Origin of the sequence: Herminiimonas fonticola, assembly GCF_040395855.1 — a bacterium.
Taxonomy (GTDB): Bacteria; Pseudomonadota; Gammaproteobacteria; order Burkholderiales; family Burkholderiaceae_D; genus Oxalicibacterium; species Oxalicibacterium fonticola_A.
In genome coordinates, this window is the sequence record NZ_JBEBPO010000026.1 from 1 (window position 1) to 15,327 (window position 15,327).

At 53.5% G+C, this 15,327-nt stretch carries 12 protein-coding genes; 2 read left to right on the forward strand and 10 right to left on the reverse strand.

All coding sequences use genetic code 11. The annotated features are described in order from the left end of the window. The 8 genes from ABWP27_RS05515 to ABWP27_RS05550 form a co-directional block, all read right to left on the reverse strand. The coding region (locus ABWP27_RS05515; protein WP_353154462.1) for a histone H1-like repetitive region-containing protein at positions 1 to 191 on the reverse strand (191 nt) is incomplete at its 3' end. Between the two features lie 442 nt (positions 192 to 633). Further along, the gene (locus ABWP27_RS05520; RefSeq protein ID WP_353154465.1) at positions 634 to 1,812 is read right to left on the reverse strand and encodes a ribonucleotide-diphosphate reductase subunit beta; all 1,179 of its coding nucleotides are present in this window, start codon (positions 1,810 to 1,812) and stop codon (positions 634 to 636) included. A 140-nt stretch (positions 1,813 to 1,952) separates the two neighbouring features. Further along, positions 1,953 to 4,853: a ribonucleoside-diphosphate reductase subunit alpha gene (locus tag ABWP27_RS05525; RefSeq protein ID WP_353154468.1), complete on the reverse strand. Its 2,901-nt coding sequence runs from the start codon at positions 4,851 to 4,853 to the stop codon at positions 1,953 to 1,955. 371 nt (positions 4,854 to 5,224) lie between these two features. Then, positions 5,225 to 5,899, reverse strand: coding sequence for a 1,6-anhydro-N-acetylmuramyl-L-alanine amidase AmpD (gene ampD / locus ABWP27_RS05530; protein WP_353154471.1), 675 nt, complete (start codon positions 5,897 to 5,899; stop codon positions 5,225 to 5,227). Then, positions 5,886 to 7,313, reverse strand: coding sequence for a sigma-54-dependent transcriptional regulator (locus ABWP27_RS05535; protein ID WP_353154474.1), 1,428 nt, complete (start codon positions 7,311 to 7,313; stop codon positions 5,886 to 5,888). The genes ampD and ABWP27_RS05535 overlap by 14 nt, the downstream gene beginning before the upstream one ends. A gap of 27 nt (positions 7,314 to 7,340) precedes the next feature. Beyond that, on the reverse strand, positions 7,341 to 9,029 hold the full coding sequence (locus ABWP27_RS05540) for a two-component system sensor histidine kinase NtrB (protein ID WP_353154477.1): 1,689 nt from the start codon (positions 9,027 to 9,029) through the stop codon (positions 7,341 to 7,343). A gap of 3 nt (positions 9,030 to 9,032) precedes the next feature. Further along, positions 9,033 to 9,269, reverse strand: coding sequence for a PP0621 family protein (locus ABWP27_RS05545; RefSeq protein WP_353154480.1), 237 nt, complete (start codon positions 9,267 to 9,269; stop codon positions 9,033 to 9,035). Then, positions 9,266 to 10,075, reverse strand: coding sequence for a cytochrome C assembly family protein (locus ABWP27_RS05550; protein ID WP_353154483.1), 810 nt, complete (start codon positions 10,073 to 10,075; stop codon positions 9,266 to 9,268). Before ABWP27_RS05550 ends, ABWP27_RS05545 begins: the two co-directional genes overlap by 4 nt. Before the next feature lie 351 nt (positions 10,076 to 10,426). Between ABWP27_RS05550 and ffh the strand changes: the two genes are divergently transcribed. Both ffh and ABWP27_RS05560 read left to right on the forward strand, forming a co-directional pair. Continuing rightward, entirely contained in the window at positions 10,427 to 11,794 is a 1,368-nt protein-coding gene (ffh, locus tag ABWP27_RS05555; RefSeq protein ID WP_353154486.1) for a signal recognition particle protein, read from the forward strand. A gap of 383 nt (positions 11,795 to 12,177) precedes the next feature. Beyond that, positions 12,178 to 12,630, forward strand: coding sequence for an SWIB/MDM2 domain-containing protein (locus ABWP27_RS05560; protein WP_353154489.1), 453 nt, complete (start codon positions 12,178 to 12,180; stop codon positions 12,628 to 12,630). A gap of 113 nt (positions 12,631 to 12,743) precedes the next feature. Here ABWP27_RS05560 and ABWP27_RS05565 read toward each other — a convergent pair whose 3' ends face one another. Next, positions 12,744 to 13,433: a lytic transglycosylase domain-containing protein gene (locus ABWP27_RS05565; protein WP_353154492.1), complete on the reverse strand. Its 690-nt coding sequence runs from the start codon at positions 13,431 to 13,433 to the stop codon at positions 12,744 to 12,746. Beyond that, complete coding sequence (locus ABWP27_RS05570) at positions 13,430 to 15,163, reverse strand: proline--tRNA ligase (RefSeq protein ID WP_353154495.1); 1,734 nt, start codon at positions 15,161 to 15,163, stop codon at positions 13,430 to 13,432. The genes ABWP27_RS05565 and ABWP27_RS05570 overlap by 4 nt, the downstream gene beginning before the upstream one ends. Positions 15,164 to 15,327 lie beyond the last annotated feature (164 nt).

A 15,327-nucleotide genomic window follows, 5' to 3' on the forward strand; every position in this document is an offset into this window, starting at 1 on the left:
GCTTTTTTCGCTGCCGGTTTTTTCTTGGCAACTACTTTTTTCGCTACAGCTTTTTTAGCCACTGGCTTTTTAGCTACGGCTTTTTTCGCTACTGGCTTTTTAGCTGCAGCTTTTTTAGCCACAGGTTTTTTTGCTACTGCTTTCTTGGCAGCTGGTTTCTTGGCTGCTGGTTTTTTTGCTGCTGTTGCCATTTTGTTTCTCCTTCACGTGATGGAAAAAATCAAGCTTCTAGGTTGGAAACCCGCCCACCCCATCGCGATGGAACTGGCGGATTATTCATCGGCACAAGCGTACTCTTGCTTGCGCTAATGAATTCGGCACCAGCTGAACTGCTGCATCCCCTCACTTATGCAGCACTTCAGCCTTACATGGCTATACGCGTGACGTCGCAACGCGACTGTATGAGCCAAAAAAAACGCCAGCAATCATGCCGGCATTGGAATTCTGTTTCCGAAAAACAAACCATTTTTCAAAGAAAAAGCCGCCACACCTGACTGAATCAGGTGGTGCGGCTTGAGCAGATGAGATCGTATAGGTCTTCTACTGTTCATTAAATTTGGTTGTTGCCTTTCCTGTTTTTGCAGTCTTGTGCCATCTTTTTTCGACTGACATTCTAGGTTCAACGCAAACCGATTATTCCCAGTTGAGTGCGCCACCTGTCTGGTATTCGATGACACGTGTCTCAAAAAAGTTACGCTCTTTTTTCAGATCGATCATTTCGCTCATCCAAGGGAAAGGGTTTTCCTCTTGTTCGAACATCGGCTCTAAACCGATTTGTTGCGCGCGACGATTTGCGATAAATCTCAAATAACCTTTGAACATCGGAGCATTCAGTCCAAGCACTCCACGCGGCATTGTATCCTCTGCGTAACGATATTCCAACTCTACTGCGCGTAAAAACAACGTTTTAATTTCATCGCGAAATTGCGGCGTCCACAAATGCGGATTTTCGAGCTTGATTGTGTTGATCAAATCGATCCCGAAATTGCAGTGCATGGATTCGTCGCGCAGAATGTATTGATACTGTTCGGCCGCACCCATCATCTTGTTTTGACGACCGAGCGCGAGGATCTGCGCGAAGCCGACGTAGAAGAACAAGCCTTCCATCAGACACGCGAATACGATCAGCGAGCGCAGCAATTTCTGATCATTCTCGGTCGTGCCGGTGGTGAATTGCGGATCGGTCAGCGTCTCGATGAAAGGGATCAGAAACTGATCCTTGTCGCGTATCGATTCCACTTCGTTGTACGCATTGAAGATTTCGCCTTCGTCCAGACCCAACGATTCGACGATGTACTGGTAGGCATGCGTGTGGATCGCTTCTTCAAACGCCTGACGCAACAGGTACTGGCGGCATTCCGGCGCCGTGATGTGACGGTAGGTACCGAGCACGATATTGTTGGCCGCCAGCGAATCTGCCGTCACGAAAAACCCGAGATTGCGTTTGACCAGACGGCGTTCATCGTCGGTCAAACCGTTAGGGTTTTTCCACAGCTCGATATCGCGCTGCATGTTGATTTCCTGCGGCATCCAGTGGTTTGCGCAACCGGCCAGATACTTGTCCCATGCCCATTTGTATTTGAACGGAACCAGCTGATTGACGTCGGTTTGGCCATTGATGACGCGCTTGTCGGCGGCATCCATGCGACGCGTGGGATCAGCGGCAGCGACTGGCTTTGCTACTAATGCAGGATCCATGGCGACCTCTTGAGCTTGTACACGTTGTGCTGCTGCGTCGCGTACTTGTTGCAGTGCTGGTTGCAATGCCGGCTGCGGTGCTGCAGGTTTGGCTTCTTCATCCCAACTTAGCATGATTTATTTCCTTCTTCCTATTGTGCTGATGCAGATCTAACTATTCATGCTGACAAAACCTCATACGGCTTTGTCAGCATTATCGAACTCAAGTTCAATGCAGCATCATGAGTGTCATTTTTTACGTCTCGAAACCTGTATTACTGGCAGGCTTCGCATTCTTCAAATCCGGCATCACCTGGACGCAACATGCACGCCGGGCCATCCGTTTCTGCCGCAGATTGCGCAGAAACCGACGATCCACCACCAGAATCAACCGCGTTCAATGCACCGGTTTTTGAGGTCGATTTCTCGGTATGCGTTGCACCCATGGTACGCAGGTAATACGTGGTTTTCAGGCCACGCAACCATGCCAGCTTGTAGGTGTCATCGAGTTTTTTACCCGATGCGCCAGCCATGTAGATGTTCAGCGATTGTGCCTGATCGATCCATTTTTGACGGCGCGATGCAGCTTCCACCAGCCATGAAGGCTCGACTTCGAATGCCGTTGCATAGATATCGCGCAGGTCCTGCGGAATGCGATCGATCTTCGCCAGGCTGCCGTCGAAGTATTTGAGATCGGAAATCATGACTTCATCCCACAAGCCACGTGCTTTCAGATCACGCACCAGGTATTCGTTGATCTCGGTGAACTCACCGGACAGGTTCGATTTGACGTACAGGTTCTGGTAAGTCGGTTCGATGCAGGCCGAAACGCCGATGATGTTGGAAATCGTCGCAGTTGGAGCAATCGCCACGCAGTTTGAATTGCGCATGCCGAATTCCTTGATGCGTGCGCGCAATGGTGTCCAGTCAAAGGTTTCGCTGTAATCGGCCTCCAGATATTGGGCACCACGCTCTTCAGCCAGCAGTTTGAGCGAGTCTTGCGGCAGGATGCCTCTATCCCACAAGGAACCCTTGTAGGAGCTGTAACGGCCGCGTTCTTCCGCCAGTTCGGTCGAGGCGTAGTAAGCGTAATAGCAAACGGCTTCCATCGAGCTATCGGCAAACTGCACGGCATCGTTGGATGCATACGGAATGCGCATCATGTGCAGGCAATCCTGGAATCCCATGATACCGAGGCCGACCGGGCGGTGACGCAGGTTCGAATCACGTGCCTTATTAACCGCGTAATAGTTAATATCAATCACGTTATCCAGCATGCGCATCGCAGTGCGTATGGTTTTTTGCAGCTTGACGTGATCCAGCTTGCCGTCTTTCATATGCGCCGGCATGTTGACCGAACCCAGGTTGCAGACTGCAATTTCCGATTCATTGGTATTCAATGTGATCTCGGTGCACAGGTTCGAGCTGTGAACCACACCTACGTGCTGCTGCGGCGAACGGATGTTGCACGGGTCCTTGAATGTGATCCATGGATGGCCGGTTTCAAACAACATCGACAACATCTTGCGCCACAGATCCAGCGCCTGGATTTTCTTGAACAGCTTCAATTCGCCGCGTGCCGCTTTGGCTTCGTAGCCGGTGTAGGCTTCTTCAAATGCCTTGCCGACTTTGTCGTGCAGGTCCGGCGCATCGGATGGCGAGAACAGGGTCCACTCGCCTTTTTCCATGACGCGCTTCATGAACAGATCAGGAATCCAGTTCGCAGTATTCATGTCATGCGTACGGCGACGATCATCGCCAGTGTTTTTACGCAGATCGAGGAATTCCTCGATATCCATGTGCCAGGTTTCCAGATAGGCGCAGACCGCACCTTTGCGTTTGCCACCCTGATTCACCGCAACTGCGGTGTCGTTGACGACTTTCAGGAATGGAACAACACCTTGTGAACGGCCGTTAGTGCCTTTGATATGCGCGCCGAGCGAACGGACTGGCGTCCAGTCGTTACCCAAACCACCAGCGTATTTCGCCAGCAATGCGTTTTCCTTGATGGCATCGTAAATGCCAGCCAAGTCATCGCCAACGGTTGTCAAATAGCATGAAGACAATTGTGAACGCTGGGTACCGGAATTGAACAAGGTTGGTGTCGAGCTCATGAAGTCAAAACTCGACAACAGATTGTAGAACTCGATTGCACGCTCTTCGCGATTCGCTTCGTTCAGCGCCAAACCCATCGCAACCCGCATGTAAAACGCTTGCGGCATTTCAATACGTTGGTCTGCAATATGCAGGAAATAGCGGTCATACAAGGTTTGCAGACCGAGATAGCCGAATTGCAAATCGCGTTCCGGTTTCAACGCATCTGCCAGTTTTTTCAGATCGAATTCACCCAGCTTGGCATCCAGCAGCTCGGCAGCAATGCCTTTTTTGATGAATTGTGCGAAGTAGACCAGATATTCTGCCGGTGCATTGGCTTGCGCCACTTCCTTGCCGAATACTTCTTTACGGATGGTGTGCATCAGCAAACGTGCTGTCACGGTACTGTAGGCGGGATCTTTTTCCATCAGCGCGCGCGCTGCCAGAATTGCCGACTTGTGCAATTCTTCAACCGGTACGCCGTCATACAGATTCTTGACTGTTTCGCGCAGGATGGCATCTGCATCGACGTGCTTTTCAAGTCCAAGGCAAGCTGCATTGATCAGGTCGCGGACCTGATTCATGTCCAGCGGACGACGCTGACCGTTTTCGGTAACGTGCAATTGATGTTCGGATTCAACAACCGGTTTGGCGGCTTGCTGCTGCGCGCGCTCTTCCATGCGTTTAAAACGATACAAGACATAAGCACGCGCAACATCGTGCTCACCCGAGCGCATCAGCGCCAGTTCGACTTGATCCTGAATATCTTCAATATGGAAGGTGCCACCAGCCGGTTGACGGCGTACCAAGGCATTCACCACATTCGCGGTCAATTGCTCAACCAGTTCGCGTACGCGCGCAGATGCTGCGCCTTGTCCGCCATTGACTGCCAAAAAGGCTTTCGTCACGGCGATGGAAATTTTCGATGGTTCAAAACCGACCACCGCGCCATTACGACGCAGAATGCGATAGTCGCCCAAAGCTGCGCTATTAATGTTAGGGGTTGACGCCGCAACCGCGAGAGGCGCGATATTGCTGATTTCTGTCGACGACTTGGTCGAAATTTCTTGCGGAGAGAGCATTACAACTCCTTTAAAAACGATTGTCCTGCTGGTTGTAAGAGAGAAAACATGATGCTGCCGTTTTCACGAAAAATGTAGGGACTACCCTGCCTGACGCACTGCGCCAGACGCCTATATGGACTCTATTGATTTAATTGTATTGAGTGACATCTGCTCAGGGCCCCTGCTAATAATATGTATATAGAGACAAATTATGGTGAAGCAAACAGCTGAACAAACCTTAGGGAAGATCGGCAAAACCCACTACATCTAGTGCGGAAGTTATGATCTGCACTAATTCTAGTGCGGTAAAGTCGGGGATGCAATCACTTTCTTGCCTGTTCCCGATATATTTTTTTATATGCTTGTTTGGGATTGCCAGAGGGTATTTTTTAAACTATGCAGAACTGCAAATTGTCTGGCGTCGTCCTGCTTCTCAACTGTTCTTGCGTCAATTCCTGCGTCGCGTTTTCGCTCAGCTCCGCATACTTTTTTCGATACAGTGCCTGATACTCAGCCCAGTTGAAAAACGGACCGGGATCGGTTTTGCGGCCGGGAGCAATCTGTTCGTGCCCACTTACATGCTGCAACGGATACGCCAGTTTCAATGCCACGGTAAGCGATGCAAGCGCCGCGTATTGCGCATCCTCGAATGGCTCGAAATCGGTGCCTTCCAGTTCAATTCCGATCGAAAAATCATTGCAGCGCTCCTGTCCGCAAAAAGAAGAAGCGCCGGCATGCCACGCCCTGTCGCTGGCCGATACGAATTGCATGACCATGCCATCGCGCCGAATCAGAAAATGAGCAGACACACGCAAGGGCTTCAATTGATCGAAATACGGATCGGCAGTGTAATCAAGCTGATTCAGAAACAGATCGGCAATAAACGGACCGCCAAACTGCCCCGGAGGCAGGCTGATGTTATGAATCACCAGCAATGCAATTTCCATTCCTTCCGCACGCTGATCGAAATTGGGTGATGGCAGGCGCACAACATCAGCCGCCCAGCCGTTTGCATCGATCTGAAACGGCAAGGATGCATGGACGGGAGCCTTATTCCGGTGCATTGATGTCCAATCGTTGCATCCGATAACGCAACTGACGGAAGCTGATGCCGAGCAATTCCGCCGCTTGCGTCCGATTGAATCTGGTTTTAGCCAGGGCGCGCCGAATGATCTCGCGCTCCACATCGTCCAGATGGTCAGGCAAAGATTCGGGAATATCGCTGGCAGGCGCCGGCGAAATCAATGCTTCAGATTCTGCCTGCTCCGGCACGGGCTGGCTGACTGCAGCAGGCAGCAACGCATGCGCGGCATTCAGAGGCGGCGACGCTTTCAACGCCAAATCCGTCACTTCGATCAAGCCGTCGTTGGCAAATGCCAGCGCACGCTCCAGGATGTTTTCCAGCTCGCGCACATTACCAGGGAAAGAATAGCTGCACAACGCAGCCAATGCTGCCGGCGATAATGCCGCCTGCTCGCTGCTGCCAAGTCTGGCCAAAATGGCTTGCGCCAGCAAACCGATATCATCCAGCCGTTCCCGCAGCGGCGGCAGATGCAGTTCGATGACATTGAGGCGATAGTACAAGTCCTGGCGGAATGTACCCTTGCCTACGCAGTCATGCAGATTCTGGTGCGTCGCACTGATAATGCGTACATCGACCGGCTCTTCCGCCGTCGCCCCCACCTTGCGCACGCAACGCTCCTGGATGGCACGCAGCAATTTGACTTGCATCGCCAACGGCAAATCAGCGACTTCATCCAGTAACAGCGTACCGCCGTTTGCGGCCTGGAAAAATCCGTCTCTGTCATCTGCAGCACCGGTAAACGCGCCCTTGCGGTAACCGAAAAACTCCGCTTCCATCAATGCTTCCGGAATGGCGCCGCAGTTAACCGCGACAAAAGGTTTGTCGTTACGCGCGCTCTGCGCATGAATATCGCGTGCGGCCAATTCCTTGCCGCTGCCCGATTCGCCGCTAATTGCCACCGGTGCCATGCTGCGCGCCAGACGCGCGATTTGTGCACGCAAGGCCTGCATCGCATCGGATTGCCCCATCAGGCGCAACGCGGTTGGCGCAACCGGCTTCTGATTCGCCTTGTCACTGGCACCACCCTGGCTGATGCGCAGGGCGGAACGCACCATCACGCGCAATTGCTCCAGGCCGACCGGCTTGGACAGATAATCGAAGGCGCCCGCTTTCAATGCAATCACTGCATTGTCGGCGCTGCCGAAGGCGGTAATCACGGCAATCGGCGTGTTCTTGTATTGCGCGGCAACTTCCTGCACCAGCTCGATACCCAAACCATCCGGCAAGCGCATATCGGTCAGCACCAGCGCATATTCGGTCTTGGCCAGATACGCGCGCGCCGCTTCCAGCGTTGGAGCGCTATCGATGTCCAACCCCATCTTGACGAGCGTAATCTCCAGCAACTCACGCAGATCTGCTTCATCGTCAACAATCAGGATCCGGGGAGAAGTCATGACACGCGGCCTTTACGGTTCATATGCTTAGATGTTTTCATTATTGCCAAAGGTGATCACGAAGCGCCCGGCAGGCAGATTCTTTTCATCATCGGTGCGATATTCATAATTCAGCATCGCGCCATTATTCAAGCACAATTCGCGCGCCAGATAGAGGCCAAGACCGGTACCTTTGCTGGATGTTGTGTAGAACGGTTCAAACAAATGGGCGCGCACAGCCGACTTGATCTGCGGGCCGTCATCCTGCACGTGCAATTCAAGTCTATGGCCGATACCGGGAACAATATAGACCCGGATACTACCGGCGGCACCGCTTGCGTAGCGTAACGCATTTGTCAGCAAGTTCAAGACGATTTCACGCAAATGCAGGGGATCGAAACGCACTTTGTGTGGCGCCATATCGCTGATCGCAATCATCCCCTCCTTCACTGCATGCATTTCATGCAACTCGGCCAGCACATCGTCAAACAGCAAGCCGAGGCAAAGCGGCTCATGATATTGATGCGCCTTGCGCGACAGCTTCAGAATATCTTCTATCATCCGGTTCAGGCGCGCCACGTTTTCACTAATGATCGTCAGTAGCCGCTGTCGGCCTGCGTCCGGCTCTTCTTCGCTCAACAGCGAAGCTGCATGCCCGATTGCCGACAGCGGATTGCGCACTTCGTGCGCGATGCTGGCGGTCAAACGGCCCATGGATGCGAGCTTCAGTTGTTGCGCGCGATTTTCGATTTCAGTGACATCCTGCAGAAAAATCACGACTCTATCTTCCAGCACGCCATCAGCATCCACTTTGGCAAAACGCAGTTTCAGATGCGTAATCAATTCCCTGCGGCCGCCCATGACCGTTGTCCCACCCTGCAAAGTAGTATCGTCAGTCTGCTTGATTAAAACAAAGGTCGGCACATTCGCCTGCGTCGTTGCACGCAAACCAGCTTTTGCATCCCATGCCAGATAGGCATCGGCGATGGGTCGCAACCACGCCATATCGGATAATTTTCCATACGCTTTTTCATGCGGGAAGGTCAGACCCAGCATGCGCGCAGCGGCGGGATTGCTCGTCAATACCCGCCCCCTGCGATCAACTACCAGAATGCCGTCTTCCATATCCGCAATGATCAGGCGATTGATCGCCTGTTGCACATGCAGCGCCTTGCCACGTCCCAGCGCCAGCGATTCCTGCTTGATCAAGCGAGCGGCCAGACGATTGATCGCAAATATAACGATGAAAAATGCCGCGCAGTACAAGCCGACCTGCGAAGATGAAATATCTGCGCCTGCATTCAGCAGTTGATAACCGTTTTCCGCCAGCAGGATCAGCGTCACTGCGGAAACAAAAAACAGCGCCAGTACCAGCGGCGCCAGAATCGCTCCGCCCGCCAGCGGGAACAGATACAGAATTGCCAGCCCGCTTTTGATGCCGCCCGCCGACAGGTAAAGAAAGCTGATGGCGCCGATATCAAGCGCTATCTGTAACACCAGCTGCAGCATGAAGCGGCGCCGCCAATACAGCGACGACAGTACAAACAGCAAGGCAAGCAGCAGATAGACAAGGCATGCTTCCCAGAACTGCTGCCTGTCCGGCCACAGCTTCGCTTCACTCAAACTGAAATAAACGAGCAGAACCGCCACGATCAAGGTGCGCGTGAATGCAAAGGTCTGCAGCGTGCGCCAGAAGGTCGCCCGGGCGTCGTCAAAAACCGGTTTAGCCTGCTTCATGAATTAATGTGCCGCATGCTGGCGGCGATGCTCCACACAGCAAAATGCGGTATGCGAAGAATCGAATACGGCTTCGGAAGCCGGGAAATAAGTCTTGCAATGCGCGCAGCTCAACATAGCTTCTGCTGCGCCCTCGGTCGAACGTGGCGGCGTTGCATTATCAGCCTTGGCCGCCGATTTTTTACTGCGGAGTATCCAGATGACCGCAAGAATGATGGCGGCCCACAACAACAATTTCATGCAACACCCCGATGCAGCACCACTTCCAGCACAAAACGGCTACCCACATAAGCCAGCAGCAAGGTAGTAAAACCGGTGAGGGTAAAACTGAGCGCCGTCTTGCCGCGCCAGCCGCGCCACTTGCGCCCGGCCAGCAAAACCCCGAACAACAGCCAGGACAGCATCGTGAAAATCGTCTTATGCTCCCATTTGAAAGCTTTGCCGAATAATTCTTCGGAAAACACCACGCCGGACAATACGGTCAGCGTCAACAGGACAAACCCGAAACCGATCAGGCGGAACAACAGTTTTTCCATCGTCAGCAAAGCCGGCAAACGATCCAGCGCCAGTGCGAACAAGCCGGCTTTTTGCGTCCCTCGGCGCGTATGCAGTTTGGATTCCTGCAAGGCCATCAGCACCGCATGGAAGGCGGCAATGGTCAGCGTGCTATAGGCCAGCATCGCGATCGCAATATGCCACGGGAACAGTGCTGATTTGCCATCGAGCGGAATCAGGTTGCCAGGAAAAATCGTCGGCAGCAAGACGCTGACCGCAGCACAAGGCAAGACCAGTATGCGCAAACCATCCAGGCTGAAGTTGCGATTTTCCAGCCAGTAGGCGGCGACCGAAATCCACAAAGTCCCGGACAGCATAATCGCGAACCCCATGCGCAAGGAGCCGGATGTCACCACGTCCACCCATAGCGCGCCACCATGCAGCAGCCAGCCGAACAAGGTGCCCAGCGAAATGGCCATACGGTTTTTCGACGGCAGGCACGCGCACACCGCATAGCAAAAAGCAGCCAGGACAAATAAGTATGTATACATCGTTTAAGTTTACACCATGTGATTCGCAAGCCGGCGTCGGAGAAATCGCCTGTTTCATGCCGGGATGGATTTCGCCATGCTGCCGCGCCAAATATCGGGGCAGCATATTCCCCTGCGCCACGAAATGATTACCGCGACATTACCATCAGCCAAGAAAAAACGCTTATACAACATACAACCCAGGCAGCAAGTTCTGCATTCTTCCATTTCAGTGCAAATCCACTCTGTTTACAAGCCCGGTCATCCGCCACCGCATCGGGTAAAATGAAGCCTGCCTGCGTCGCCTGCGTATGTTTCGCCGCGCCGCGCTTCACCCATAACGCACCATCCTTACATTAATCGCCATCATCCATGCTCGACAATCTCACCCAACGCCTTGCCAAAGCGGTCAAAACCATGCGCGGAGAAGCGCGCCTGACCGAATCGAATACCGCAGAAATGCTGCGCGAAGTCCGGCTCGCCTTGCTGGAAGCCGACGTTGCACTACCCGCCGTCAGAGAGTTCATCGGCCGCGTCAAGGAAAAGGCGATGGGCGAAGATGTCATCGGCTCGCTCTCGCCGGGGCAGGCATTGGTCGGTGTCGTCCAGCGCGAACTGGCTGCCATCATGGGCGCCGATCTGGGACCGGAAGCATCGCAACTCAATTTCGCCACCCAGCCGCCCGCCATCATCCTGATGGCCGGTTTGCAAGGCGCAGGTAAAACCACCACCGTCGGCAAGCTCGCCAAATATTTGCGCGAACAAAAGAAAAAGAAGGTCCTGACCGTTTCCGCCGACGTCTATCGGCCGGCTGCGATCGGCCAGTTGCAAACTGTCACCGAACAGGTAGGCGCCGACTTTTTCCCTTCCAGCACGACCGACAAGCCGGTCGATATTGCATTGGCGGCACTCGATTACGCCAAGCGGCATTATCACGATGTGCTGATCATCGATACCGCCGGCCGTCTTGGCATCGATGAAGCGATGATGCAGGAAATCACCGCGCTACATGCTGCAGTCAAGCCGATTGAAACCCTGTTCGTTGTCGATGCGATGCTGGGGCAGGATGCGATCAACACCGCCAAAGCCTTCAGCGATGCACTGCCACTGACCGGTATCGTACTGACCAAGCTGGATGGCGATTCACGCGGCGGCGCGGCGCTGTCCGTACGTCACATTACCGGCAAACCGATCAAATTCGCCGGTGTGGCGGAAAAACTGGACGGCCTGGAAGCCTTCGATCCCAGCCGCATGGCCGATCGCATTCTGGGCATGGGCGACATCCTGGCGCTGGTCGAAGAAGCACGCAAAGGCGTCGACATGGATGCCGCGGCCGGCTTGGCGCAAAAAATCAAGGTTGGCGGCAAATTCGATCTGAACGATTTCAAATCGCAACTGGCACAAATGAAAAAGATGGGCGGCATGTCCAATCTGATGGACAAACTGCCGGCACAACTGCAACAGGCAGCCAGCGGCGCCAACATGGGCATGGCCGATAAACAGGTGGGGCGCATGGAAGGCATCATCAACTCGATGACGCCGCAGGAACGCGCCAAGCCGGAACTGATCAAAGCCTCGCGCAAACGCCGCATCGCCACCGGTGCCGGCGTTCAGGTGCAGGAAGTCAATCGCATGCTGGCGCAATTCGATCAAATGCAGTCGATGATGAAGAAACTCAAAGGCGGCAATATGATGAAAATGATGCGCGGCATGAAAGGCATGCTGCCCGGCATGCGCTGATTTTCGCCTTTGGAAAGACATGCCAGCCCGGCCGATGCCGGGTTTTTTCATGCTGCAGCGCTTTCATCAGCACTTCAATCGTGCAATGCCGACTCCTGCCTCACCGGTGTCGACGGCATTTTCCACTTCCAAAATCGACGTAAAAGATCGTCTTTGCTCCCGAAGAAATTCCCTTCACCCACCGACTCGGGGCAGGCAAATATGAATCGCGCGGTCCGAATGCTTCATCCGCCGTTTTCTCCCTGTGATCTCTGCGTGGCGCGCAACCTACAAATACCACGTTAAACACTCAAAAAACACTTGCGTGGCAGGAAAATCCGCACCACTATTAGCGGTGCGTGAAGTGGCGCAATTTCCCAACACAATGTGAAGGAGGTTTGAAGATGGCAACAGCCAAAAAACCAGCGGCCAAAAAACCGGCCGCCAAGAAACCAGCAGCAAAAAAAGTAGTCGCTAAAAAAGCAGCCCCTGCCAAGAAAGCAGCTCCTGCAAAAAAAGTAGCCGCTAAAAAACCAGCAGCGAAAAAAGTCGCAGTAAAAAAACCGGCAGCAAAAAAAGTAGCCGCTAAAAAACCGGCAACCGCACGCAAGCCTAATGCCGCGTTCATGAAACCAGTAACACCGTCCGCAGTTCTGGCCGCTGTTATCGGCGCTGCACCAGCACCACGCACTGAAGTAACCAAAAAAGTGTGGGAATACATCAAGAAATTCAAACTGCAAAACGAAGCCAACAAACGCATGATCGATGCCGATGAAAAGCTGAAAGCAGTCTTTGGTGGCAAGAAACAAGTATCGATGTTCGAGATGACCAAACTCATCTCAGGTCACTTGAAATAATTTTTCAGGTACCAAACAAAAACGCCCGCATCGCGCGGGCGTTTTTGTTTCTGCTGCAGTCTTTTATATTTTTCCAGCGCGCTGTCTTACTATCCAGCTGCGATGCGCGTACATCAGGGATGATGTTCCCATTTTTTCCAGGATGCCAATACCGCATTCGGATATTCTGCCCTGCCGCGACTGCCGTTATAGCGGCCGAGCGCAAGAAACAGATCGCCTTTTTCCATATCCAGATACATGCGCAGTATCGAGCAGCCAAAACGCAAATTGGTTTGCATGTGAAACAGCTTGCTGCGATCGCCATCGCCAATGACGCGCGTCCAGAACGGCATCACCTGCATGTAACCGTGGGCACCCACCGGCGATACCGCATATTTGCGAAATGCCGATTCCACCTGTATCAATCCGAGTACCAGGGCAGGATCAAGTCCGGCACGACGCGCTTCGTACCAGGCCGTACGCAGGAATTCGATGCGCACCTGCCGATCCGGAATACGCTTGGCAAGACGATCCGACATCTCGCCCAGCCAGTGCAGATAATCGATGCGCTCCTTGATCTCCGCAAATTGCGGAATCGGCGGGCTCGGATCGGAAATCGCGCGCGACAAGGCGATGCGCACCGAGTCGGCCATTGCTTCTTCTTTTTGATTGCCGGCAAAAACTGCTGCACTACCCGTCAGAAAAAACAGGAAAACGCCGGCTGCAAATAGACATCGCAGCGACCGTCCGAACAGGAGTCGCCATCCATCGCCATGCAGCCCGGCGACCATATCAGTCATCGCCAGTCGCATCGCAACAATCATGCCGCCAGTTTGGCTTGAATGAAAGCAAGCATTTCATCCGGCGCGACTGCCGTGGCCTCAGCGTCACGGCGGCCTTTATATTCCAGTGCGCCCTCTTTCAGGCCGCGCTCTCCGATCACGATGCGATGCGGTGCGCCGATCAATTCCCAATCCGCAAACATGGCGCCTGGGCGTTCGCCACGGTCGTCCAGAATGACATCGACACCAGCAGCTTGCAGCGCCTCATACAGCTTGTCGGTTTCCGCCTTGACGCTCTCGCTACGGTCGTAACCCATGGGGCACAACACCACCTCAAACGGCGCCAGTGCGGTTGGCCAGATGATGCCCTTGTCATCGAAATTCTGCTCAATCGCGGCACCGACTATGCGTGTGACACCGATACCGTAGCAACCCATTTGAATCAATTGCGGCTTGCCGTTCTCATCCAGGTAAGTCGCTTTCATCGCTTCGGAATACGCCGTACCCAACTGGAATACGTGACCGACTTCAATGCCGCGCTGAATTGCCAGCACGCCTTTTCCATCCGGCGACGCATCGCCTTCGACCACATTGCGAATATCGAACACGGTTGCTTCCGGCAAATCGCGCCCCCAGTTCACACCGGTGAAATGGAAGTCGACCTCATTCGCGCCGCAGACAAAATCGCTCATTGCCGCAACTGTGCGGTCCACAATGACGTTGACCGGCTTCTTGGTATTGACAGGACCGAGATAGCCCGGCGTTGTACCGAACCATTCGACGATCTCTGCTTCGTTGGCAAAACGGTAGTCGGTCAGGCCTGGAATTTTCGCGGTTTTTACTTCGTTCAGCTCATGGTCGCCGCGCAGAAGCAACAACCAGATTTCCTTACTGACGGCGCCCTTGTCTTCCTTTTCTACCGTCAACACGATGGACTTGACGGTTTGTGCCAATGGCAAATTCAGCAATGCGGCCACGTCTTCGCATTTTTCTTTGCCCGGTGTTGGCGTCTTGGTCAGCGCTTGCGTCGCCGCAGCACGTGGAGCCGCTGGCGCAATCGCTTCTGCTGCCTCCATATTGGCCGCGTAATCGGAAGTCGGGCAATAGACGATCGCATCTTCGCCGGTATCGGCAATCACGTGAAACTCATGTGAACCGGAACCGCCGATGGCGCCATTGTCAGCGGCCACAGCACGGAACTGCAGGCCGAAGCGATTGAAAATCTTCACATAGGCGTCGAACATGATTTGATACGAACGTTTCAAACCTTCCACATCGCGATCAAAGGAATACGCATCCTTCATCGTGAATTCGCGTCCGCGCATCAGGCCGAAGCGCGGACGACGCTCGTCGCGAAACTTGGTCTGGATATGATAAAAATTGAGCGGTAATTGACGATAGGATTTGATTTCGCTACGTACCACATCGGTGACGACTTCTTCCGAAGTCGGCTGAATCGCGTAATCGCGGCCATGCCTGTCCTTCACACGCATCAATTCCGGGCCCATCTTGTCCCAGCGGCCGGTTTCCTGCCACAGCTCGGCCGGCTGTACCAGGGGCATCAGCAATTCAATCGCGTGGGCGCGGTTCATTTCTTCGCGCACGATCGCCTCCACCTTGCGGATCACGCGCAGGCCTATGGGCATATAAGTATAAATACCCGAGCCGAGGCGCTTGATCATGCCGGCGCGCATCATCAGCTTATGGCTGACGATTTCTGCGTCGGAAGGGGCTTCTTTAAGAGTAGAAATGAAAAAACGGGATGCGCGCATGACGATGAATTCTTTTTAAAAAGAGAGAAGGTTATAATCAACTCAATTTTAAAGGATTAGCTGGCTGATGCACCCACTGTTCGCACAATTGATTACTGTCTTCGTTGTTCGCGCGTCATCGTGCGCGCGACGGTATAAGGCCGTATAGAAGCCGATTTTCGATT